This is a genomic window from Bacillus salacetis (genome assembly GCF_049177075.1).
Taxonomy (GTDB): Bacteria; Bacillota; Bacilli; order Bacillales; family Bacillaceae_B; genus Rossellomorea; species Rossellomorea salacetis_A.
Genome location: NZ_CP185377.1, coordinates 4051364 through 4075463, shown reverse-complemented (window position 1 = coordinate 4075463; position 24100 = coordinate 4051364). Strand labels below are relative to the sequence as shown.

General features: G+C 38.7%; 21 protein-coding genes. 3 read left to right on the top strand and 18 right to left on the bottom strand.

Annotated elements, in window-relative coordinates; genetic code table 11:
• Positions 1 to 142: 142 nt before the first annotated feature.
• From ACOJQI_RS20955 to ACOJQI_RS20925, 7 genes are all read right to left on the bottom strand, one after another.
• On the bottom strand, positions 143 to 1354 hold the full coding sequence (locus tag ACOJQI_RS20955) for an MFS transporter (protein ID WP_421381758.1): 1212 nt from the start codon (positions 1352 to 1354) through the stop codon (positions 143 to 145).
• A 62-nt stretch (positions 1355 to 1416) separates the two neighbouring features.
• Complete coding sequence (locus tag ACOJQI_RS20950) at positions 1417 to 4377, bottom strand: non-ribosomal peptide synthetase (protein ID WP_421381756.1); 2961 nt, start codon at positions 4375 to 4377, stop codon at positions 1417 to 1419.
• Positions 4370 to 5593: a hypothetical protein gene (locus tag ACOJQI_RS20945; protein ID WP_421381754.1), complete on the bottom strand. Its 1224-nt coding sequence runs from the start codon at positions 5591 to 5593 to the stop codon at positions 4370 to 4372. Before ACOJQI_RS20945 ends, ACOJQI_RS20950 begins: the two co-directional genes overlap by 8 nt.
• A gap of 23 nt (positions 5594 to 5616) precedes the next feature.
• Complete coding sequence (locus ACOJQI_RS20940) at positions 5617 to 6801, bottom strand: hypothetical protein (protein WP_421381752.1); 1185 nt, start codon at positions 6799 to 6801, stop codon at positions 5617 to 5619.
• A 28-nt stretch (positions 6802 to 6829) separates the two neighbouring features.
• On the bottom strand, positions 6830 to 7336 hold the full coding sequence (locus ACOJQI_RS20935) for a hypothetical protein (RefSeq protein ID WP_421381750.1): 507 nt from the start codon (positions 7334 to 7336) through the stop codon (positions 6830 to 6832).
• A gap of 503 nt (positions 7337 to 7839) precedes the next feature.
• Complete coding sequence (locus tag ACOJQI_RS20930; protein ID WP_421381748.1) at positions 7840 to 9123, bottom strand: helix-turn-helix domain-containing protein; 1284 nt, start codon at positions 9121 to 9123, stop codon at positions 7840 to 7842.
• 200 nt (positions 9124 to 9323) lie between these two features.
• Positions 9324 to 9467 carry a YvrJ family protein gene (locus ACOJQI_RS20925; protein ID WP_421381746.1) on the bottom strand — a complete coding sequence of 48 codons (144 nt, stop codon included), beginning with the start codon at positions 9465 to 9467 and terminating at the stop codon, positions 9324 to 9326.
• Positions 9468 to 10040: 573 nt separating this feature from the next.
• On the opposite strand from ACOJQI_RS20925, the gene ACOJQI_RS20920 reads away from it, so the two are divergent.
• Both ACOJQI_RS20920 and ACOJQI_RS20915 read left to right on the top strand, forming a co-directional pair.
• Positions 10041 to 11546, top strand: coding sequence for a cell wall-binding repeat-containing protein (locus tag ACOJQI_RS20920; RefSeq protein ID WP_421381744.1), 1506 nt, complete (start codon positions 10041 to 10043; stop codon positions 11544 to 11546).
• A gap of 203 nt (positions 11547 to 11749) precedes the next feature.
• Positions 11750 to 12535 carry a hypothetical protein gene (locus ACOJQI_RS20915; protein ID WP_421381742.1) on the top strand — a complete coding sequence of 262 codons (786 nt, stop codon included), beginning with the start codon at positions 11750 to 11752 and terminating at the stop codon, positions 12533 to 12535.
• Between the two features lie 66 nt (positions 12536 to 12601).
• Here ACOJQI_RS20915 and ACOJQI_RS20910 read toward each other — a convergent pair whose 3' ends face one another.
• From ACOJQI_RS20910 to ACOJQI_RS20900, 3 genes are all read right to left on the bottom strand, one after another.
• Positions 12602 to 12742, bottom strand: coding sequence for a YvrJ family protein (locus tag ACOJQI_RS20910; protein WP_421381740.1), 141 nt, complete (start codon positions 12740 to 12742; stop codon positions 12602 to 12604).
• A gap of 64 nt (positions 12743 to 12806) precedes the next feature.
• The gene (locus tag ACOJQI_RS20905) at positions 12807 to 13022 is read right to left on the bottom strand and encodes a DUF2922 domain-containing protein (RefSeq protein WP_421381738.1); all 216 of its coding nucleotides are present in this window, start codon (positions 13020 to 13022) and stop codon (positions 12807 to 12809) included.
• A gap of 37 nt (positions 13023 to 13059) precedes the next feature.
• Positions 13060 to 13278 carry a DUF1659 domain-containing protein gene (locus tag ACOJQI_RS20900; RefSeq protein WP_421381736.1) on the bottom strand — a complete coding sequence of 73 codons (219 nt, stop codon included), beginning with the start codon at positions 13276 to 13278 and terminating at the stop codon, positions 13060 to 13062.
• 620 nt (positions 13279 to 13898) lie between these two features.
• Between ACOJQI_RS20900 and ACOJQI_RS20895 the strand changes: the two genes are divergently transcribed.
• On the top strand, positions 13899 to 14234 hold the full coding sequence (locus ACOJQI_RS20895; protein WP_421381734.1) for a hypothetical protein: 336 nt from the start codon (positions 13899 to 13901) through the stop codon (positions 14232 to 14234).
• 846 nt (positions 14235 to 15080) lie between these two features.
• On the opposite strand, the gene ACOJQI_RS20890 is transcribed toward ACOJQI_RS20895, so the two are convergent.
• The 8 genes from ACOJQI_RS20890 to ACOJQI_RS20855 all read right to left on the bottom strand — a co-directional run bounded on the left by ACOJQI_RS20890 (position 15081) and on the right by ACOJQI_RS20855 (position 23625).
• Positions 15081 to 16709: a M4 family metallopeptidase gene (locus ACOJQI_RS20890; RefSeq protein ID WP_421381732.1), complete on the bottom strand. Its 1629-nt coding sequence runs from the start codon at positions 16707 to 16709 to the stop codon at positions 15081 to 15083.
• Between the two features lie 292 nt (positions 16710 to 17001).
• A complete protein-coding gene (locus ACOJQI_RS20885; protein ID WP_421381730.1) occupies positions 17002 to 17580 on the bottom strand; it encodes a hypothetical protein in 579 nt (192 codons plus the stop codon).
• Positions 17581 to 17605: 25 nt separating this feature from the next.
• Positions 17606 to 18118: a hypothetical protein gene (locus ACOJQI_RS20880; protein ID WP_421381728.1), complete on the bottom strand. Its 513-nt coding sequence runs from the start codon at positions 18116 to 18118 to the stop codon at positions 17606 to 17608.
• A 224-nt stretch (positions 18119 to 18342) separates the two neighbouring features.
• The gene (locus ACOJQI_RS20875; protein WP_421381726.1) at positions 18343 to 18603 is read right to left on the bottom strand and encodes a DUF3006 domain-containing protein; all 261 of its coding nucleotides are present in this window, start codon (positions 18601 to 18603) and stop codon (positions 18343 to 18345) included.
• Positions 18587 to 20683 (bottom strand): cell wall-binding repeat-containing protein, encoded by a 2097-nt coding sequence (locus tag ACOJQI_RS20870; RefSeq protein ID WP_421381724.1) that lies wholly within the window; start codon positions 20681 to 20683, stop codon positions 18587 to 18589. The genes ACOJQI_RS20875 and ACOJQI_RS20870 overlap by 17 nt, the downstream gene beginning before the upstream one ends.
• Before the next feature lie 108 nt (positions 20684 to 20791).
• Positions 20792 to 22267 (bottom strand): L,D-transpeptidase family protein, encoded by a 1476-nt coding sequence (locus ACOJQI_RS20865; protein WP_421381722.1) that lies wholly within the window; start codon positions 22265 to 22267, stop codon positions 20792 to 20794.
• Positions 22268 to 22589: 322 nt separating this feature from the next.
• Entirely contained in the window at positions 22590 to 23138 is a 549-nt protein-coding gene (locus tag ACOJQI_RS20860; RefSeq protein ID WP_421381720.1) for a hypothetical protein, read from the bottom strand.
• 55 nt (positions 23139 to 23193) lie between these two features.
• The gene (locus ACOJQI_RS20855; protein ID WP_421381718.1) at positions 23194 to 23625 is read right to left on the bottom strand and encodes a hypothetical protein; all 432 of its coding nucleotides are present in this window, start codon (positions 23623 to 23625) and stop codon (positions 23194 to 23196) included.
• Positions 23626 to 24100 lie beyond the last annotated feature (475 nt).

Genomic DNA, 24100 nt, shown 5'->3' with positions numbered 1-24100 from the left:
AACGAATCAAATAAGCGCTTTTGTCATTATTGATTCTTCATCTCCTGCGGCAGCAGCCTGATCGAGGCAAACACGGCTTCAAGCATTTCAATTCTATGAAGGAAGCTAATCAACCTTGTATCAGAATTGATTAGCTTATTTCTCATGCTTGGTTATGGCTGTTTTCTACTGGAACTATATGTCTGTTCTCGCTGATAACATAAATAGAAGAAAGAATGACAACTGATATTCCAATAATACTTAATGTATTTTCTGAGGTATAACTATAGAGCCAGCCGAAGAAGAAGTTACCAAATGGCATACATAGAATAGCGACTGTAAATACTACACTAAATATTCTTCCTAAGTAATTTTCATCAGAGTTCAGTTGAATATAAGAGATAAAGCTTATGTTAAATAATGTAATAAAGAAACCATAAGCAAATATACAGACGATGAATACTATTTGATTTACCGTTATAAAAACAGGTAGTAATGTAATTCCAGTTAAAAGTAAAAAGTAGGGTAAAGGGATCATCTCTACTTTCTTCTCGAATCGATGTGTAATAAAGGTGGCTAATACTCCCCCTAATGATTGGAAAAGCAATACTTTTGCATACATGTTAGAAGTGAAAAAATCTAAAGAGTGGAAGGGCAGTATAAGAATATAGCCAGCCAAGAAAAAATTAACAAGCGACGCTAAAAGGAGAATCCTCATAAGTTGTTTGTGATTCTTAATATAAATCAGCCCTTTTTTGAAGTCCTCCCAAACTGTCTTATAATCATTCGATGTCTGTTTGTTGTTTTCTGGGTTGTATGTGTATTTAATTCGACTCTCTAAAAAGGCGGCTGCTAAAAATGAAATACCATTTACCAGGAATATCCCCTTGATACCAATTAAACCTATTAGAAATAGACCAATTACAGGTCCGGAAATCTTGATAAGCTCACTGATTCCATTCAAAGAGGCGTTAAATTTAACAATTGAATCTTTATCAATTACATTTGTCACGATTGATTTAACTGTAGGTGAATAAAAAGAGTATGTGATAGCTAACACAACATTGATTATAGAAACCAACACTACATTTACTTCATTCTCTTTTATAAAAAACCATAATATGAAACAGGCAAAACCGCTAATGATATCTGTTACTATGAGTATTTTCTTTTTATTTCTCGCATCGGCAAGAACACCACCTATTGCATTAAAGAAAACACTGAATAATGTTTCAATAGATAATATGATGGCTAGTAACATTGCGCTGCCTGAAACGGCTGCAACCCACCACTTAATAGCAAATTCGAAGACAAAATCACCAAGTTGAGTAATTAATGCTCCTCCTAAAAGAAGGCGCTTATTTGAATTATACATATTCGAACCTCCCCCTCATTGGAACTAAGGGTCCACAGCTAATAAACATTGTTGTAAGACTATCAATCTTCATAATAGACACTGCCATTGAATGCTTTTATGGTTTCTTCACAAATTTGGACACCATTCAGAGGAACTATAATTAGTTTTTTATCGGTCTGAAAACATGTCACATAATGTTTAGTTAAAGAAAATGTTTTTAGAACAATGTTTTTTTCTTTAAGTTCTCTCACGAAGTTCTGAATATCGTTACACTTAATGCCTCCAAGATAGTTAGAACTTACTTTTTGATTATCATCTATAAATAATTCGTATTCTTTATGTTCTTGCTTAACGGAAGGATAGTTATAGTAAAGAATATTATTAATGTTTACTCCTTCTTCAGCTAATTTATATAGATAGGCAAACCGCTCATAGTACTTCGAATAACTCTCACCTGAGTAACTGATTAGAGGGATTGTGGTATGAATATCACCAATCAGATTCGATGCGTCAAAGTCAGTAAATTCCCTTAAGTCAACAAGGCTGCCGCCAGAAATCACATCTAATTGTTGACCGGCCATTATAGCTTGCATAATGACATAATTTAAGTAAGCAACACTTTCGTTTGTGCCATTACCCTTGTAGTCCAATTCTATATACTGAATTTCTTTGTGAGATGGCTTTAGATTTTCTTGAGTTACCAAATCAAAACCGAAATCGAATATCCTTGATAATGTCTCTTCTTGGGTCTCAATGGATCGATTTTGATACTTAATAAATTCAAAATAATTTCTGTCTGGATTTGATATGTTTTTGACTCCTTGCAGTTCATTGGAGATCTTCACCAACAGTAAGTTCAGAGATGCTTGGTCACAAATATGATGGTTAATAAAAACATGTAAATACGAGTTTCTATTATCAGATATAACTAAGAAATATGATAATATCTGCAATTTCAACTCTTTTATATAATTTATTACTTCATCTCTAGCTGCTTCATCAAAAGAGCATTCATATTCTCTTAGTTGAAAGTTAAAGGAGTCTGCACATTTAAAGAACAATTGATTCTCCACCATAGCCAGATATGAACGGAGTAGTTCATTATCTGAAATCACTTTATTTATAGCCTTTTCAATATCAGATAGCTTATAAGAATCGGGCAGGAGAATTTTGTCGTACAATACTTGGTCAAAATGATCGTGATAATAACATTTCTGAATATAGTAAGTTTCTTGCAAAACCGCCTCTCTATTTAATAGGTTGTAAGTGTTTGCAGTAATATTATCTTTAATATAAGGCAATACTTCAGTCCTGGTACTTTCTTTGTCATCATTGATTTCATTCTTTTTGTTATTTGTCAGGTATGCATATAAATCTTTAGGAGTTCTATAGTTAAGAAGGAGGTTACTATCAATCTCAATATTAAAGTATTCCTCCAGGCCGATTGTTATCGCTACTTGATCTAAGGAGTCGATATGAAATTTATTTAATAAATTGTCGTGATAATCTACCTCTTGATTCACGACATCAGTAAAGATTTTTAGATATTCTTCATCTGCATTTAGAGGTGTCTTCAGATCTTCTTGGGTACTTTCAAGTGAATTCTCATAAATATTTATCAGCTTTTTTTCGTCGACTTTTCTATTTAGTGTTAAAGGAAGCTCCTTGATGCTTATAATCTTAGAAGGAACCATATAGTAGGGTAGAAGGGAAGCAATCTTTTGCTCCAATTTCTTTTCGTTCATTTGAACATCGTCAACAATAAAAGAAATAATTTGCTTCTTATAGTAAATGGTTTTATTTTTATTGCTCCCTATTAATCTGGATATAGTATTATCAATCTCGTTTAATTCCACTCTAATACCGTTTATTTTGACTTGAGAATCTATTCTTCCATCAAATATAATGTCTTTCCCATCATAATAGCCGTAGTCACCTGTTTTATAAAATCGCGTGCCATGGATCGTTTTGAATTTTTCATCACTTAGTTTATGATCATTTAGATAACCTAGAGAAACACCATCTCCAGCAATATAAATTTCACCATATTCATTTGTAATTTCATTATTTTGATCTATTAGCACGACCTGTGCTCCTGGTAATGCTTGGCCAATCGGCACCTTGCTGCTCACTGCCTCATTCACTTTCTTATATGTAGCATAAATTGTCGTCTCAGTAGGGCCATACAGGTTGAAAATATTTAAATCTTCTAAGCTTAATAGAGATTTGGCAAGGCTGGCCGGTAATTCTTCTCCAGCTAACAAGAGGTATTTTAATGTTATATTTTCTTTATTTTCTCCAATAATATTATAAATGCTTTTGCATACAGATGGAGAAAGGGCTAAGTGGGTAACCTCTTGATTAAGTAAGTATTTAGGTAATTTTTTAAACTTATCCAAGGGGCTGGCCCCATTTATCAAGAGAACCTTCCCATCCCCATATATCCATGACAGCATCTCATGAAAACAGACATCAAAAGAGGGTGGTGTTGAGATAAGAAATGTGTCATCATCCTTAAAAGGAATCAAGGTATTCATAGTTTCCAGCAGCCAATTCAAGTTTTCATCCGATACTTCTACTAATTTTGGAGTGCCCGTGGTACCTGAAGTTGTCAGTACATAAGAGGTTTTATTTGCAGGCAGAGAAAGATCAATATCAGCGAATCCTTCAATTACTTGCAGGTCATAATTAACCGCATCATTATGTATATTAGCAAATGACTCAATATCGGTTAGCACTTTACTGGCATTTAGCCTTACTGTAATGTCTTTGATTCTTTCATTTGGTGTATCTGAATTAAATGGAACATAAATCTTGCCAGCCTTCCAGATCGAGATCATTCCTAAAATATATTTAATGTCATTTGTAGAATATACGGGTACATGTTCTTGTTGATCAAATTCCTGAACGATATAGCTGGCTAATTTATTTGTGAGTGTTTCAATTTCTGATAATGTATAAGTTTTAACCTGGGATAAAATCACCTCTTTATTTGGATGGGAGATTGTTTTATCTTTTAAAGCTCTAAGAATTTTATTCATGGTATACTCCTTCTTTTAGTGGATTCTCTATTATGGCCAATCCAAATAAGTCGCTTATTTTCCTGCTGTATCCACCATCAATATCTTCTATCTTTTCGTCTATAAACAAATGGTTCTTTACATCACCGGACCGGTAACCTGTTGTGGTTCCATCCAGCAGTTTCATACAACTTATAGAACCAAAGAGAAAGTCTAAGTCATGTCCACTTTCCTCGAATATAGTTAAACTTTTTCTTTCTACAGGGGTTAAATCCATTCCGATAACTTTGTAAATATAGCTTACTCTTTGACACTTCATACAGACTCCACAAGCAACATCATCTTCAGATGGATACCAGCATGAATTAAAGCTTCTCAACCCATCTTCTCCGAATTTACTTTTTAAAATAGTATAAATAGCAAAAGAAGTAGCAGAGGCAAGAGGTACAATCACTTTAAAGTTCACCAGCCCATAGTTTTTGAGCAGATTTTCAAATGTCTTCACTGATTTATATGTTTCAGTAAGACCGAATTCACTGATTAAACCACCATTATCATCGTATACATAATGGTTAATCACATCGAATTGCAGACCAACAGATAAATGAGAAGGACTCATTTCCTTTACGGAAAAATACGGCGCAGCAAAACAGCAGTGCAGATCCTCTTCTTGATAGTAGTTTTTTCCGCTTTCTTCGTATAAGAATTTAGTTGATACCTTTTGGTAGTACGTGCTATTAACAATTTCTAATTTCTCATGGAATTCACTTTTAAATTCTTCTTCATCGAAGTTAATCTTGAATTTTTTCACTTCTGCAAAATCATCCTTAATAAGGTCTAAACATAATTTCGAGTCTTTTCCCCCTGAGTATCCTATATAACACTTGTTAGTATCTAAGTTGATCTTTTTGGAAGGGGAATCAGCGAGCTGGTTATATAGAATTTTCGGGCTGTTTATTTCTAAGTGATGATACCCTTCGCTATAATCAAGCATGTTCTGTATCTCACCGTTTATATAATCAATTTCACTTTGTGTCAGACCCTCTTCAATCTCGTACTCATCAATAGCCAGGCAATCCAGGATGGCATACCGAAGTAGTGTAATGAATACCAGCCTTTTTCCAAGTTCGGTTCCTGGATTTCTTGACTTAAATATATAATTAGAAATATTTTGTTCCCCATCATAAAATCCTACCTTGACTTCTTTATCAGTTATCAAGCTTTTAAGTTTTTTCATTTTCATCCTCCTTTTATATGGTCTCAAGGTTTAATCAGTAATGGCTCTTTGGAATTGTGGGAAGGTTTTGACCCTCTAAGTTTTAAATAGATAATAAGGTTTTGTAAATCATCTAAATACTTGTCCGTGATTCGGCTTAAGTTAATTCGAAAAGAAAATCCAAAGCAAGGGTTCATGTGATTTCTGGAACCAGGTATGAAGCTGATACCAAGATCCAGGATGATAGTTTTAATAAAGCTATCACTGTCACCAAGGCTTGCGTCTAATTCCGAGAAATACAAGGACATGAAACATCCATCAGCGCTTTTGTCGTATTCGACGTCATAGGTTTCACACAATTTTTCAATGGATTTATAGTTTTGATATGTCAGTTCACGGAAGAAAGATTGAAGTTGAACATAATCATCTGATAAAAAGTGATGGATGGCTTTTAGGTTTGAAATAGAAAGACAGCCAGAGATTATATCTATCCATGCATTAAATATTCGTGAGTGTTTTTTTGAAGTGATTATTCCCGAGAATTTATTTCCATTAATACATAGTGATTTATGTGGAGAACATATACTGATTACGTTTTCATGTTCATAATAGTCCCTGATCAACTCATTACCATATAGGCAGAGTGCCTCATCAAAAATGATATACTTCCCTTGCTTAATCCATTTATCAATCAATGAATGAAACTCATCTGAATAATACACACTCGCGCAATAAACAGGGTTGGTAATCCATACAACATCATAATCATCTATTTGTCTAATTGCATTTTCAGTAAGGTGATATTCCTCGTTGTTTCTATCCATATAAAAATGACTGTAGTCAATTGATAAGTTTTCACATACGTAGGGGACGGTAAAGTAGACAGGTGAAAGTAATGCAATAGAATCAATTCCTTTATACTTCAAAAAGTTGACAACATTGTAAATGGATAGAGAGCCGCTCTGTGTGATGATAATGTCATTCACTTCTGTTTCACATCCAAATTTCCGAATTAATTGATCCTTCAATATATTGCTTATTTCATAAGAAAAGATATAGTTAGTCGTCTTAATATCTTCATAGAATGGTATCTTTTTAATCATTTTTTCTGCAAGAGGGGGAAAAGCATTCCAATAGGATAACCGGGTAACCTCTTTGCCTGTTTTTTCTTCATATGCCTTCTCATAATTTTCAATATCATCAATAAATTCCTCTGAAACATCGATCATATGATCACCTCATTAATATAAGTTATATTTACTTTTTCGTAATCCACTGGATGTAGGACAGATGAAAGGTTGTTGAATGTGGTGGGACTTCAACAATAAAGTCATTTATTTCACCGTGTAATTCTATAATTTTACTAATGGTATTTATTAAATCTGCAAGTTGCGTTTTTTCTACTCCCTTGCTTTCAGGGGAGACCATGTAGCCTATCCCTAGGCCAGATTTCGAACTTTCAACCAAATAATCCCAATCCGTATGGTTTAGGGTTACTAGTGGATGAATAAGTTCTTTCTGTATATCGAGCTTAAATACTCCTTTTGATTTAATGTCATAAATAGTATCCTTCTCTAACACTAGGATTAGAGGAACTATAGAGAAATCGTTGATGTCTTTTTGTTTATATCCCTCATACATTATTTGAGCCAGCGTATCCAGGTAGACAATAGGAGAGGGCTTATCAAGATACATGTCTTCATGGGTATAAGGGTTTGCAGCTTTTATTATTTGTATGGGGATCCCTTTAGCATTGTCTGACATACAATCACCTCCCTTAAAGGTATCTACTAAACACTATAGGTAAATTGAATGGTTTAATAAAAGGAGTAAAATTACATTAAGAAAGAATGGAGTTATTCTCAGAATTCACGGAGTAGTTTTACCATTATGTAGGAAGTTACAAATAAAAAAAGAGATGATACTGCTGTTGGAACAGCAGTATCATCTCTTTTTCACATAGTTATTAGCCCTTGATAACAAACGGCCCTGGTTGATTTTCATCGTTTATGGACATCTGTTTGTCGTTACTGTGTAGTTCGGCAGGTACATCTACCTCTATATAGTTATTGAATAGCAGAATTAACATTAGGTTTAAATTTAACAATCCACATATTAATTTTTTCATTTTGAACACCCCTTTAATTGTTAACTTTATTATAGGGGGAAATAGTGGTAAAAATTAACTAGTAAAATATATATATATTATTCCTGAATTTATCATTATTTTACTTAAGTTATTTACTTGATTTTTTTAGTGATTATCTTTATTGGATCTCTTCGTTCATTTGCTCACTATATTTAAGAGCAATTTGATAGTATTTAGCTGCCATTTTATATGCATTAATACTAAAATAATGATCGGCTAACTTGATAGAATGTTTCTTAATTAAAAGGTGTTGATGGTGACTTTCGGCGAAATGAATGATTCGCTGCATTTCTTTTTCGTAACTATAATAGTTATTTCGGACTTTATATAATTCTGCTACCATAGCATGGATCTCTACATGAAGGTACTTCAGATCGTGTTCATTAACCAAGTTAACTGCTTCCATAATGTAATTGTTGACTAAGTTCCATTCTTTTAGTTCAGAATAAACTTCAATTAGCCCCTTTAAGGAATATATTTTTTCTTTTGAGCTGTCCTTATAGAATTCCAAACTCTCATTAAAATACTGAATTGCATGATTGAAATCCTTCATCCCTTGATAGATTCGTCCATAATTATAGTTGATCATGCCTGAAAAAGTTTTGATTTTGTAATCGTTATTCAAAATCTTAGCCCTATCTAAACATTCTTTTGCTTCTTCATACATATCATCCAAGTGATATTGAACCCCAAGGGTGATAAGAACCGATATAATTTTAATGGGCAAGTTGAGTTCTTTGTATAAATTATAAGACTTAAGTGAATAATATCTACTTATTTGCTGGTTCTTTGAAATTCTTTGTTTTACCAGACCCAGATTATAATATAAATTGGCTTTTTGAAAATCATCGGCATCTTCTATAAATTTCTCAGCATTTGTGTAATAATCATTGGCTCTATGGAATAGCTGCTTATTGTAAAAATAATTACCACATGAAATAAAGTAGTAGACCGATTCTTCAAATTGATAGTATTCGAGTCCTCCATCTGGAAGTAACCTTTGGGAATTCTCATAAATCCTGTCTGCATTGTCGTTTTCTTGTTTACTCACATAATAATGGAGAAGCACCCCATGAATTTTTAGAAGAACTGGGACTGAATGTAGTTCTAAAGCATGCATTTCAAGAAAAGCAATTTCTTTATCAGTCAACTCTGTACTTTCTTTATAACTGTCAGAAATTTTCTGAATGGTGTCCTCAAACTTTTGAATATTGCTATCTACAAGGTAATCTAAATCTATATCAAGACGTTGAGATATTTTTTTGAGAAAATTTTTGGATGGCTTTATTTTTCCGTTTTCTATCCTGCTAAGATATGTAATTGAACAGATGCCGTCAACCAATTCAGATTGGTTCAGCCCTTTATGAATCCTCAATTGCCTTATTCTTTCTGCAAGAAACAATATTGACTCCCCCTTTGTATAATTACATGCCCTTTGGCAGGCTATAAACTTCACTAATCAGTACAATTATTAAAATTATATCAAAATACAGATAATTTGTACGCAATTGTCACAGAGGGAGACATGAGAATAGGTCCCCCGTCCCGCCATATAAAAAAGCGCTTATCTGATTGCATCTAATCAAATAAGCGCTTTTTTCATTATTGATTCTTCATCTCCTGCGGCAGCAGCCTGATCGAGGCAATGACAGCTTCAAGCTTCGTTTCTATTCTATGAAGCAGACGATACATTGTCACCAGGATCGGAAAGCCTACTTCTGAGACGAACGACATTACTTCCTCCAACGGATTCACCTCCTTCATTTAATAAGGCGCCCTCTAGCCAAAGCCGCGGGGCACCTTTTCGTTAATTACACTTCGTATTCCGTGACATTTCGTTCGACTACACGGGCACCTTCAGCAGATACAAGGGCACCCGTTTTGTTCTGGAAAACATCGTTTCTATGATTGTGTCCTTTACCTGCATAACCTGGTCAGTATCGACAGGCTCAGGACCTGGCCACCAGTGCGTTAAAGCCCTAAAGTGAGACAGGTTAAGAGAATCTGCCACCTTGGCCAACTTCTTTACCATTGTTCGCCGAGAAGCTTATCAGGGTACGCCAATGTTTAAAAAGCCCTACAGAGGGAAGCCTGGTTCAGGAAATCTACCCGTCCGGTTTATCGGGAGGCCAGAGGGTGCAAGCCCCGGTTCTACTCTCCTATAAATATTATTCATTATTTTTTACTCCTGTTAATAAACTAAAAATAGGAAAATGAAAAAATATAAAACGGTAAATACTAACAGAAAATACCAAAAATAGGTTATAGTTGTTACTAGGTCCAAAAACCTATTCATTAAATATTAAAGGGGAATGGTAGATGAAGAATGGGAAGCTATTGAGAATGATAGTTGTTTCGGCAGTCACAGTGAGTTCTTTATTGTTGAGCGGTGGAAGTACGCTCGGAATTGAGACGGCAGGATCGCATAATTCTATTAAAAAGGGAATACAGGATATTCCTTTTGATACACCGTCAGATTACGAGAGTGAAAAGCTGAATGAGGCGGTTTCCAGGGTGAAAGGGAAGGTTGGGAAAGGTACTTCAGCAGATGAGATGGAATTGCTCGGGGAAGTATATGAGGCAGAACCGAATGATACTTTTGATCTTGCAGATCCTATTAATCTTGGAGATTATGTCATCGGATCATTCGGCTGGTCCCAGGACGTTGATTTTTTTAAGATTAAAATAGATTCCACACAGGATTTGGGATTGGTAGGAACTCAGGAGTCCTATTACAATGATTTAGGATTCATTTTGGTGGATGCTTCTTATAATGCTCTGGAGCCTGATGATGCCGCCATAGAAGACGGTACTAAAGCAATAGTCTATTATGATGTGAGTCCTGGAACATACTACATTTTCGCTGCAGACCTTTTAGAGAATGGTGGAGGCGGACTGTATGCACTGGCTGCCTTCTCTTTGGAAGAAGATGTTCCTTATTATGACAATATTCTAAGGGTTTCGGGCGATAACAGGTATGAAACGGCAGTAGAAATATCGAATATGGGATGGCCGTATGGGGCCGATACAGTCATTTTGGCAAGGGACATTACATTTCCAGATGCATTGGCTGGAGCCCCGCTTGCCTATCAAAAAGATGCCCCCATTTTATTGAACCCTAAGGGTACTTTGCATAGTGCTGTAAAAGCACAGATTCAGAATTTAGGTGCATCGAATGTCATTATCCTTGGGGGAACTAACGCCATATCTTCAAGTGTCGAAAGAGAATTAAGGGAAGGGACGGGGGTGAACGTAAGACGCATAGGAGGCGAGAACCGTTATGATACTGCTGCAAAGATTGCTGCAGAACTTGGTGGTTATAATAAAGCAGTTATCGCCTTTGGTGGGAATTTTCCTGATGCCCTGTCGGTGGCTCCTTATGCAGCTGTAAACGGACTTCCTATTTTACTGAGCGATAAGGATTCTCTGCCGAGTGAAACACAGTCTGCATTGCAGAACGTTAATCAAACTGTTGTTGTAGGTGGAACAAGTGTCATTACAAATAACGTGATCAACCAGTTGAAATCAAAAAATCCACAGAGAATAGCTGGAGAAAATCGTTATGACACATCGGTCCGTATTGCAAAATCCCTACCTATGGCAAGTGATATGGTAACCATCGCAACCGGTGAGAACTTTGCGGATGCATTAACAGGTTCCGTTTTGGCAGCCAAATATTCTGAACCAATTATTCTTGTTGAACAAAACCGGGTTCCTGAAACAGTTGAGAGCTATTTGAAACAGCAAGTGCCGCCTTTTTATACCATTCTGGGAGGAGAAGCAGCTGTATCAAACAACGTCCTTGATAAGCTTGCAAGCTACTAATTAAGGGACAGTTTCCTTGTCCCATCATTTATTACACATAATAAGTACAGGGTGTTTAAACCCTGTACTATGACCTTTTTAGGATAAAACAGGATGCTAAGTTATTTTTTATTCATGAATACCGAATAGCATAATGACTTTTACTAATAGATTTTTTTATATAGAAAAGCCGTTTTGTTTTTTAAAAAAAGGGAGAGGGTTAAATGGATAAAAGAAATGTAAAAGCATTAAGTGAGCTGTTTAGGGATACGAGGATTTACTCACAAAATCGTTACTCGAAAAATTCACCACTGCGAATTTTTCAAAAGGAATATCCTAACCACACATATTCAAAAGAAGTAGACGAGTTTATCTCCACTCAAAGTCTGGAAGCGTTTGGTGATGGCGCAGATCTTCCCTGGTGGGGAGATAAGTACTTTTCAGATATAAAGGCACCAAGAGTTATGATCTTAACACAAGACTCCCTTGGTCCGAATAAAGGGAGTGTGGTAGCTTATATGCCATTTCTTATTGATGAAAGTAAATCATCTTCCGATTTAAATGAATATGTAAGAAGATATGATTGGCAAAAGTTCGGAGCGTTTACTCGTTTTCGTAATCTATTTAAAAAGTTGGAATTGGACAATAGATTTTTGTATGTTACGGATGCAAGAAAGGTAAGTGGTGATTGGAAAAGAGTATTAGAGAAGGAAATTGAAATTGTATCCCCAGATGTTATTTTATGTTTAGGACAAACAGGTTTAGAGTACCTTTCTGACATTAAGTCTGGAGTGACGAAGTTGGTTGATCGTAAAGATACAATCGTGGAAATTACCACCGGAAGACTTCCTCAAATGATAAAGAAACCTGTAGTTGTTGCTTCACTTTTTCCAAGTGGAAGTAATGGACATTATACACATGAAAGGGAAGACAATTCTGCAAACACATTTAATATGGTTATTGAAAGACTAAATAGGGATGGCCTGACCCCCAGTGTGTTACAGCATTAGCAGGTAGAGTATTGCCTTAAAAAAGCACTTATTTGGTTACAACTATTCAAATAAGTGCTTTTGTCCTTATTGATTCTTCATCTCTTGCGGGAGCAGCCTGATCGAGGCAATGACTGCTTCAAGCTTCGTTTCAATTCTATGAAGCAGATACATTGTCACTAGGATCGGAAATCCTACCTCTGAGACGAATGACATCACTTCTTCCAACGGATTCACCTCCTTCATTAAATAAGGTGCCCTTTAGCCAAAGCCTCGGGGCACCTTTCATTCATTACACTTCGTATTCCGTGACATTGCGCTCGACCACACGAGCACCTTCGGCAGATACAAGGGCACCAGTGTTGCTTTGGAAGACATTCGTTGCGATGATGGTGTCCATTACCTGCTTCACCTGGACAGGGTCTACAGGCTCGATGGGTTCATCAACGGAAACTCGTGCTGTTTTTCCAAATTGGGTAAGAAACTGCAGTTCCAATGTTTTAGCCATTACGTTTCACCTCCTTTCTATCAGTCTTCTACACTACTTACGCGTTGATGCCGTAACTATCATTCTTCTCGATCAGCATAAGCGGTCTAGAGCTTAGTCCCGCTACTGCCTGAGCAGCCTGAAGAATTTCGTCCGGTGTTGAAGCGTAGTTGATGTTGGAGTAAGTCTTGCTGGAAGACAGCGGCTTGCCATTCTCATCCACTCCGTTATCATAGATCATTCTCAGTTTGATACTTTTCAAATCTGAAGTTGCCATGTGTCTCACCTCCTTTCACCCTCTATATAGGGAGGAGGGGGAGGAAAGGACACCATGAATTTCGTTTTTCAATTTCTTTCGAATGGCTGGACCTTTTAATCGCATCTTCTTTCGGAAATTCACTTGGTGAGTTTTTAAAAAATTACTCAGCATAGCTTAGTTAACTACCAACTTTGTGACATCCTCTGATGTTGGTGCTTTTTTAGAAAGATCTTTTCTTTTTCTTTTTATCTTTTAATTCTTATTGTTGTTTTCCTACAGTTTTTCTGTCATTCGCCCATCGTTTTGCAGCTGTTTTCCCTTAACTAGATCATCACTCTTTGGAATTAAAACATAATTCTCTGGAGAAAAAAGGGCGAATACTGTGGCTGATCAATGGTCTGCTCAGTTGGAGTGGAAAAGTTTAAGGGTTACTTTACGGGCGGTGGCTCTTACAGATGTTTTTTTTCCTTCATGATTCTTAGCAGTAGTAGGGGATAGGGGCGAGGTTTGGAATCTATCTCTGCCATTACTAGTTTTGCTGATGGAAGTGGCAGTAAAAATATTTACGAGAGAAAGGGTGTCCGTTTTCGTTTTTTTCTCCTATATAGAAGTTGAGAAAAAGTAGGAGGTTGAACAAAATGACAAGTGAAAATCAATATGTGGAATGCAATGTGGAAAAGATCTGGACTGAGCCGTTAACTTTGCGGCTTTTTCTGCTGCTTCTAGTAAGGGCAGTACAAGAGGACTTTGTTTGGGTTGATGGGGTGAAGGTGGAGAGAGGGCAATACTTACGGTCTTATTCAATGCTCTCGGAGGATCTGCTTTATGTGGCAAACGGAAATCTGAAGGTTCCGTCCATCAGCACTATCAAAAGCAGCATTGACCGCCTGGTGGAGCTTAAGTACATACAAACAGAGGAAACGAGGTACGGACTCCTTTTCACAATTTTGTCGGACGGTCGGGAGGAGAATTAACACGAAGAAAATGACAGAACAACTGCTGAACAGTCGGTGAACGACGAAAAAACAACTGCAGTACAACAAGAAGAACTTAAGAAAGAGAAGAAAGAAAAGAACGATTAAGAATCAAAAGAATCTTCGAAGGAGGAAGATGATCCATCACAGACAAAAACAAGGAGGTCACCAATGCCTTCCTGAGAATGCTTGATACCGACTCTCTCATTCCACTTATCCAAATCAGAGCGATTGAACGGGTCTGCCGTCTTGAGGCAGGGAGTGAGGACAGCATGCCTGGATGAAGGAGAATATGGAGCGGCTTGTATTTTGAAAGAGCGGTCATGACCAGGTACAAGGGGGAGGATGTTATTGCAACAACTCCTGTTAGTAGGTGGCAGAAGGGTACAGGACAAATCCGTTCTCCCAGTTATTTTTATATAAGGTTTTAGCTGGAAGAGGCATTCTGCTGGGTTTCAGGGTCAACCATTCCAACTGGTTTGTCTGGCTATACCTTGAACGAAATGAGAGGTTCTCAGATTTGAAGTAAGGCTGGAAGCAAAAAGACTGGTAGTATAAGTAATCTTACCCAGTTTATGAATACTTCTTGCGGGGGAATATATAATACATCTTGAGATTGACCCCTATCTACCCCCTTCTGATTATTCAGGAGGGGATTTTTGATTGTTTTGTCTTCAATAATGGAGTATTACATTTACAATTCTTGACCCGGGGACAAGGGATTGTACAAACGACTGTTGGACATTTAAGAGAAGATTTTTTAAAGGATCAATATATTTTTAAAAAAAATGAAAGGACCCGCCAGTTGGCGAGTCCCTTACATGTTTCTATATCCGATCTATTAGTTTAATAAACCCCTACATTATCCCACGCCGTTTTTACAGCATTATAGGTTGTGCTTCCGCTGCCATAAAGGTCGGCTGCTGATTGAAGGAGGGCTGCACGGGCGTAGCTGAAGTTGCTTGTCGGTGTCAGGTAGACAGTCAGCGCTCTGTAATAGATTTTTTCAGCTTTGGCTTTGCCGATGCTAGCAATGGTGTTATAGGCTGCCTTGTTCGGGATGCCCGAATTTGTATGGACGCCTCCGTTATCGGAAGAAGTGTTGACATAATTATTCATGTGTTCCGGCTGGCCGTATTTGGCTGGGTTGGACAGGCTGCGCAGGGCATCTCCTGAGACATTTGGCGTGTATACATCTTCGCCGATCAAGTAATCTCCTGAATCAAGGAAGTAGCCGAATACATCTGAGAAGGACTCATTGAGTGCGCCAGATTGATATTGATACTGCAAGCCTGCTGTTCTTTCCGTGACGGCATGGGTGATTTCATGGGCTACGACGTCTTTCGCGCCTGACAAGGAGCGGAATGTCGTCCCGTCGCCGTCACCATAGACCATCTGGGATCCATTCCAGAAGGCATTATTGTATTTGGATCCGTAGTGGACCGTGGAGCGGATGGTGGCCCCATTGTTATCAAAGCTGTTCCGGTTATGGGTGTTCAGATAGTAGTCATACACAGCCCCGGCATAGGCATGGGCATCCACATCAGCTCTTTGCGAAGTGGCGGTCCAGGCATTATTGCTGTCAACGGAGTAGGAACCTGGAAGGCTTGTCCCGTTTTTGGCCGTACGGGTTTCGATGACGCCGTTCATCGGCTTTGTTACATCAAATAGATAGTACGTTCCGTTCGAGTAATAAGTATTAAGCTGTTTGGAATCCCCTAACACTCCGGTTCCTGATCCAGTTGTTGCGGCGTCCGTTACGGCGTTGTAAGCTTCAAGGATATCACCGCTGACAGCATCTACATACACCTGCCAGTTGGCGCCGTACGGCTCGATGAATTGAAGCTGTACTTTGTAGGCAAGATTGAATTCCCCGTTATTTTCATGGACCACCAAATCCTTTTTGACGGTGGTGTTCTTTACGTCACTGTGTTTAGGAGTGTCGAGAGTCTCACCGGCTGCAGGGATTGTGTCAGACTCGCTGATCCCGATATGCTTCCAGGCCAGGTTCACGGCATCTTCTTTGTTGATCTCCGCTTTTTGTTTCTTCAGGTTTTTAGAAGCAGCCGGATAGACTTGACCGGATGCGTTTGCGATCACATTGTTTTTGTCCGTATGGACCGTGAAGATGGCTCCATCAACAGGAACCCCTTTTACCGACTGAGAGAATTTATAATGAGTCATGCCAAGGTCATCGGTCGTGGTCTCAAGCAGCGTCAATTCTGCCGAAGGATCGATGCCCAGGACCTCCTGGTTTGCTTTTAATAGATTCTTCACTTCTTTTTCCGTTTTTACAACAGATTTTGAAAGTTTCGCAGAGTAGAATTTAGGCTTATCATTTTGTTTCGTCATAATGGTCTTTGCGGCTTCGATCTTTGCTGAATGATCAGCGATGGAGCCGGCAAAAGCCGAAGGAAGGGCAGCACCAAATACCAGTGAAGTACCAAGAGCAATCGTTAATAATTTCTTTGACATAGTCAGTCAAGCTCCTTTAAATGGCTTAAATTTTTCAAAACTAGTAATTCAGTAACCCGCGCGATTAAGAGTAGTTTAGTTGATTTTTTCAGAAAAAGATACAACTGAATATAGATAATTCTGACTACTGTTTTGCCTGTTGGGGTCAGATTTTTAATAATGAGGGTTGTTATCTGGGTCAATCTCACTCAATCTCTTTTTTTAGTTTTTTGGGAATGGGGTGGGGGATTCAGTGTATCCAAACAAACTAGGGGCGGCTGCTTATTCAGCAACCGCCCCAGTGCAACAACCTTTATTCATTTCCACTATCAGTAAGCAAGGATAGTTCAGCATTTATATCCGTCAAATAATAATCCCAGTCCCTTTTGTTCTTTCCGACATAAGCAATCTCAAAATCTTGTTCCTGCTTCAGGTAGTGCTTTAACCTTAGAAAACTGCTTAAAGGAAATTCGTGTTGGGCCCATGTCTCTTTGTAACCGATTATGCCGTGTTTTTTAATTAATACTTCGAGTTCTTTGATTACTTCTGAAAGAAAGTCGTTACTATTACAAGTTGTTTCAATTACTATTTCACCTTGGTCACTTTCCTTGGAACACATATCCTCAAAGGCTTTAATGAGTAATTGCATATTTTTTTCATTCACTAAAGTGAACTCCCATTCAAGGCCGCTCGGCTCTTCATCCATGATAATCGTAAATGACGGTGATCTTTTCCTATTAGGTGCTGTGGTTATTAACAAATAAACCAATCCATCTAATAAATCTCCAAGTACATCCGTTAGATAGCTGGGATTAAAATCGCATCTTTGTGAATTCACTTCAATATATCCTTCAGCCCAGCCTTGACCTCTAAGAAGATAGTTGAATTTCAAAACATCCACCTCAACATTATTAAAATTAGACTCTTTCGATACCCTTGCCGGAAACAATAAAGTGAGGATTCCCATTCTGACTGATGAGTCTCCAGAACTCACTATAATCATCGTCTTCTGAAGAATCCGGGAAAATTTCTAATGCATATTTTTTTGATAACAAGACCTTTAATCCGCCTATATTATCTGAGTCTATGCCGTCTACAATCAAATCTGATTCGTCTTCCATAAAGGATTTTATTCGTTCATCAAATCTATTGCTTCCCTGATCCTCCCAATTGAAGCCCTCTTCATTTTCATCCCAGTCTGAATTTGGAGAATAAAAGTCTTGTGAAGCTACAATGATTTTATTGCCTTTTGTCATTCGCCATGAACACTGAATATGTAATGTATTTTCAGCTGATTCACTCGTTTCGCCTCTTTTGGTTACAGGAAGCAGATCTCCGAACCCAATCCAGAAAAGGTTCGAGGCTCTTCCGGCACAACTTAATTTTAATCCTGAAAGTTTACCTGCTTCATTCCTGATTGCTTCTTTCATATTTGACTCCTTTTTCATCTAGTAAAAAGCTTATATATCTTCTGGTCACTAATATTTCCGTGTTGGAACATCCAGTATTTACAATTGTATCACGCAGTTCCTCTCGAAAGAGCTATTGGATGCTAATCCTGTATGCAAAATTACGTATGTAACAAAAAAGCAGGTCCAATTCATTTTCGAATTGGCCTGCCATTTCAACTCTATATTTCAGAAGGTGGAGTCTATCAGTGTTTATCTTTATTTAATAGTTTTTTCAACAAGTTTTCTGCTTTCTTTTTTGCCTCATTGGTTTCATCTTCAAGGATCACTGCATTTACTATCGATCCATCCTCGGACTGCTCTAACTCGATGATATCTCCCTCTTTTACATGTTCAGGGAGTTTTTCCTTGGAAACATCTAACTGTACAGATTCATCTTTCCTTAGCAGCAATACCGCCAATGAGCCTTCAAATCGATCGAGTGTGTATTTATTTCGCGAGTTCATCAATCTTCACTCCTTGAGGATCGTATAACACAGCGGCATCGCCTGAATTGTTCCAGATGTAGCCGTTCGTCCAGAGCAGCTGTGCCGGAGGATTATGAACGGCACTTCTTCCAGCTGCCACATTGACGGACTGCCCTTTTTTCAATACAAAGTCGGAAGGGAAGTCAAAGGTTTGATTTCCTTCCACGCTGACGAGTTTCCAGCCTGCCATCGGGATGTCTTTTGAATCAATGTTCTTGATCGTTACAATCTCAGCGCTGAGGTCTAAGGCCATGATATCAAGTTTACCGGTTGAAGCGGCTGGAGCTTCTCCTCCACCTGTAAACGGGGAGGCATTGATTGTGTAAGAATCTCCATCCGTTTTTACGACAATATCTCCTGACTCGTAAGTGGAGTAAAGGGTTACCCCTTTATTCTTCAGCCGGCTGACGATTTCACTTGTTGGATGGCCATAACTGTTGTCTCCGTACGAAAGGATTCCTGCTTTTGGATTCACTTCATTCAAGAATTCCTGTGAGGTTGAAGTGGTGGATCCATGATGGCCGACTTTTAAAAAGGTGGATTGGATATCACGAAGATTGAATCTTTCCATCATGTTTGTCTCTGATTCTGTGGTTGCATCGCCGGTCAGCATAAAGCTTACATTGTTGTAGGCGAGTTTTACCACGACAGACCCGGCGTTATTTTCAGTGTAGCCATTGCCGTTATTCAGTACTTTGAAGCTGATCCCTGAATCTAATGTGAACTCACTTCCTACGCTCGGTACATCAAATGGAATGTTTTTAGCATCAATTAGACCTAGGTAATCAAAGTAAGTCTGGGAGGTGTGTGTTAAACCGGAATCCAGTACTTCTCCGACTGGGATTTGATCTAGAACGTCAATTAATCCACCGATATGATCGGCGTCAGGGTGTGTTGCTATGAGGTAGTCAATGGATGATATGCCAGCGGCCTTCAAATAAGAAACAACTTTATCTCCGGCAGTTCTTGTCCCTCCGTCAATCAGAACGGTTTTCCCTTGGGTTTGGATTAACGTGCTGTCTCCTTGGCCTACATCAATAATATGTACAGCCAATTCATTTGGAGTATCGTAGCCATAACCGCTCAAGACATTGTTAGAAATTGCAGCCATTCCACCTAAAACATAGGTGTCCAGGTTTTTCGCGCTTAAATAGGATTTTGTTACATCATACGTCTTGGTTGGGTGAACAAGCAGAATCTTGGCATTTAATTTGTTCGCTAATCCAGACGCCGCGACAGCATCGGGATAATCCTGCTTGGTTGTTTTGACAGATTCACCGCGAACCACGATCAGCTTATTGGAATTGATGTTGAGCTTATTTGCTGCAGCAATACTCGTCTCATATCTGTTGGCACCGGATATACGGTTGATTGTGATTCCTTGTGACTTAAGTTGACTTTCGACAGAAGCAGAAATTACGGCAGTCCCGCCATAAATATCAACTTGCTTGATGTTTGAAGGAAGATTCACTCTAAGTTTGTCTTTCATTGCCAGGTAAATCGGAACTTCATTGATGGCGGAAGCTGCTGAAGCGGATAAAGCATCTGCAACTGTTTCACCGTTCGCTAAGATGGCTTTCGTTCCTTTGGAAGTCCCGGCAGCTTCGTTGATTTTAAGGGCAGTTTCATAGCGGTTCGCCCCGGCAATCCGCTGAACTTTGTATCCTTTTGATGAGAGGGTGCTTTGAACAGTGCTCGAGATGGCCGCCGTTCCACCCAACAAATATACCTTCTCAGCACCTAGTCTTTGAAGTTCGTTTAAAACGGATGTATCGATGCTGTTAGGGTATGTCAGCAGGATAGGAGAATCTTTTACACCCGAAAGGCTGGACGCAGCTAATGCATCGGCAGGATCATCTGCTCTTGCCATGACGACAGCCTTTTCGGGATTCGTTAATCCGCTTGACCAGCCTGCTTTTGAAACTTCTATCGCTGTACCAAGCCGGTTATCCCCGGATAAACGGGTTAGTATACCTGAAGCTTCAGACTGGGAAGGGGAAAATAAAATCGAGCTTAACGTTAATAAGAAAACAAGAATGACACTACTGATTTTTTTCATTGTATCCCTCCGTGATGATTTTTTGCCAACCACAATGGTAACATACGAAGCCAGGCGTGGGGACGGGGGTGTGCGAACCACCAGATATTTACAGGGTTCTCCGTGTCTCTATCCTGCCCATTCAAAGACTTCGTCAGCCGTTTGTGTGATGACTGGTTTGGTTTCCGGTGAAAGTAGGTCCGGGTTTAGGGTGTTTGGCGGTGTGTCTATTGATGGTGGTTGGTCTACGATGTTTACTGCAGCTCCCTTTGGTACATAGTCAAAGATTCCCTGAACATCTTCGTTCAACAGCCGGATGCAGCCGTGGGATTTTTCCTGGCCGATGGACTGTTCGTCGCTGGTTCCGTGGATGGCGTAATCCCCCATGCCCAGACCTGCAGCGCCGAACATATTTTGGTGATCTCCCTGGGGTTCCAAGACCCGATTTTGGATGAAGAATGTCCCTTCAGGAGTGGAGTTGTTTTTGCCTAATCCGATTGGTTTTGTCGCGATGATGTAGGGAGAGTTTTTTACCGTCAGGGTAAAGGTGTTCTTATCAATTTCGATTTCCACCGGATTAAACGGAATATGGATAGCGTCCTTTGAGGAGCTATCCATAATATTGGGATATAGCATTTCGTCTATCGTTTGAGCGTTTGCGTTATAGACCCAGCCGCCGTTTCCGGTGAAGGCGGGGGAAATCCCGTTCGAATTATGGTAAAGCTCTTTTGGAATGAAGCTGAGATAGTTGTCTGGATAATCCGCTGTAAGGTTTTTCAGGTCCGTTGGAGGGGCTCCCTTTTCATCGATGTATGTCTTGAGGGCTGTTCTGAGAAGGTTCGTGCTGATGTAGGTGTAGGTATATGGGTCTTCCTCCTTGTTTGTGTTGTTTAGGAACCGGATTCTGACGGGCTGGTCTAGGGCGGAGTTGTATTCAGCGATGACGAAGGCCTGCTCCTTTATCTGGTTGCTTTTCAATGGCAGGGTTTCAAGTGAGAGCGCTGAGTCTGTTGTGCGGACACCGTATAACAACACATTTTTATTGGAAAGCTCCTTGCCCATACTGAGCGCCTTTTTATATAGAGAGTTTTCGACTTCCTCCGGCGGGGTGTCAGCCGGGATGTAAAATACATAGGGAATGTCTTCCGTTTCATAGACGACTTCCATATCCGTTCCCCAGGCTTTCAGCTGTGAGGCGACCACTGTTAGGGAGTCTGCTTTCCAGAACAGCAAGGCCAGAATGCAAAGGTTCAGTAGAATAAGAGATCCGATGATGGCTTTCAGGCGGAAAGGGACTCTGGATGTTGGTTCCGTTATTTGAGCGGGCGGCTGCTCGATTATTTTCTCCAGGGACTTACAGGCAGCCTTCGCCTGGTAATAGTAGGGCGAGTCCACCTGGGCGGCCTTTTCATAGTGCAGATAGGCCTTCATCAACACGCCTTCTTCTTCCCATTTCTGCGCAAGACGGAAGTGTGCCTCCGGGGATTGCGGGTCCTTATAACGGAGCACCTTTTCATAGTACTCAGGATCGTTCTTTGACAGGTAGAGATTCTTGTGCAGCTTATCCAGGTTCTTTTTCACGTGGCTGTCGAATAGCCGGCTCATGATTTATCCCTCCTTCTGGGACATGGGGTGCTTTTGTCCCGGTGTTGTTTTATATTGTGGTTTTTTTGTTCTTAATAATGAACTTAAGGTTAATGTTAGTTTACAATATTTCTTTTTTGGAGTAAAGGGGGACGGGTTGCGTTTTAATTTAATGAGAATCCATAGGGGACAGGTATTGTGTCAACTTTGCATAGATGGTGAAAATAAAGACTCTTAAAATAAAAAAGTATCAGCTTTGTTCAGCTGATACTTTTTATTATGTTTAGGGTGGTGGGACAATGAGTCTTGCTTCTTTTTGGGGAAAAAGGTTAAAAAATTCATTTTATATTTGAAGTTGTTCTTTTTTCTGGCAAAGGAAATTTTCTATATGGTAGGGATCTAATTTATTAATTTCTAATGGATAAACACTTGGGTCGAAAACTAGATATTCAGGGTCTTCCATAAAGTAGTAAGCCCTTTTGGTTTTGTAGTCATTGCCCAAAACATTCTTGGTCCCTGTTTCGCTTCCAGCATGAATATAAACCATTGTTGGATAAATACCAAAGTAAATACCAATCCTTAAAGCAGTATCATATACTCCTACTGAGGCAAAACCCTCAACTCTATTAGTGTAAACCCATTTCATAATATCTTCAAAAGAAGCAGGGGTACCTAATGATCCTAATGATTCCCTAAGCTTTATTGTCATTTCATCCCTAACTCCATTTTTTGCAGAATAGTTTCTATGACATTCTTTTAATTTAGGAGTCCAAGTAAATACAGCATATTCAATAACTTCTTCAATTGGTCTTTGCCCAGGTTTACACTCGCTTAATATCCAATCATATTTGTTGTTTCTTATATACGCGTCTACAATGTTTTTATGTTTCATTAATTATCCTCCAATTTCTTATCAGATTAAAGTTGATAACATAAGTGAGTTGACATTAATCGTTTTGGTTTAATTTATGGGAAGCAACTATTCCTCGTATTGCTCCAATGAATTCATCTTGCTTAATTTCACCTTGATCAAGTTCGGATAGAAAGGAAGAGAGAAGAGCAATCGTTCTATCCTCTTTTTTGGCTTTGTTAGAATGCCTTTTGGCTTGTATAGGGCTCCAGTCAGGTACTTCGATGTTATATTGCTGTCTAGCAAAGTTATAAAGTTTATGATATGAAGCTTGGCGGAGTCTTCCTGTCTTACCGGTTCCTATAGGCAGCGTGTCTTCACCCTTAAAAACAGGTGCTAAATCACGATAAATTCTATCCAACTCCTTGTTGCTTTCCCCGCGTACATAATCAATGCCTAATTCATCCGCTATCTTAAACATTGATTCAGTCCTGCACTCATATCCCTCTAATGTACGATTTTCAAGCATCTTCTTCATTCCTTTCTAAGTTGTTTAATTAATCATATGCACAAACTTTTATAAAGATGACAAACGTTTGTAAGCTTTGTAAAAAGGTATCCTTTTTTTGAAGAGTTAACCTATTCAGAAGACTGCTCTTGGGTAATTGAATATCTTTCAACCACTTTGAAAAGGATTACAGAGTGAGAAGTGTTTTATGGTATGAGAATATTTCTAATATACCTTAGGCAGAAGGAGCAGTGTGATGGTGACCAAGATCAAGCCAGCAAGATGGACCACTCTATTATTTGCAGGCATATTTTTTGGTGCAGGACTCTTTGAAGGAGAATTCTTGTTAGGTGTATATGTATTTCTGCGGGGAACTTTATCTATGGACTCCCTGTATCTTCGCTATCCAATTTTTAACAAATAATCACCTTATAGGAAGATTCGTGGCTGCAGGAGTTATACATATCTTATTTGGGTTTTTAAGCATTATTATGCT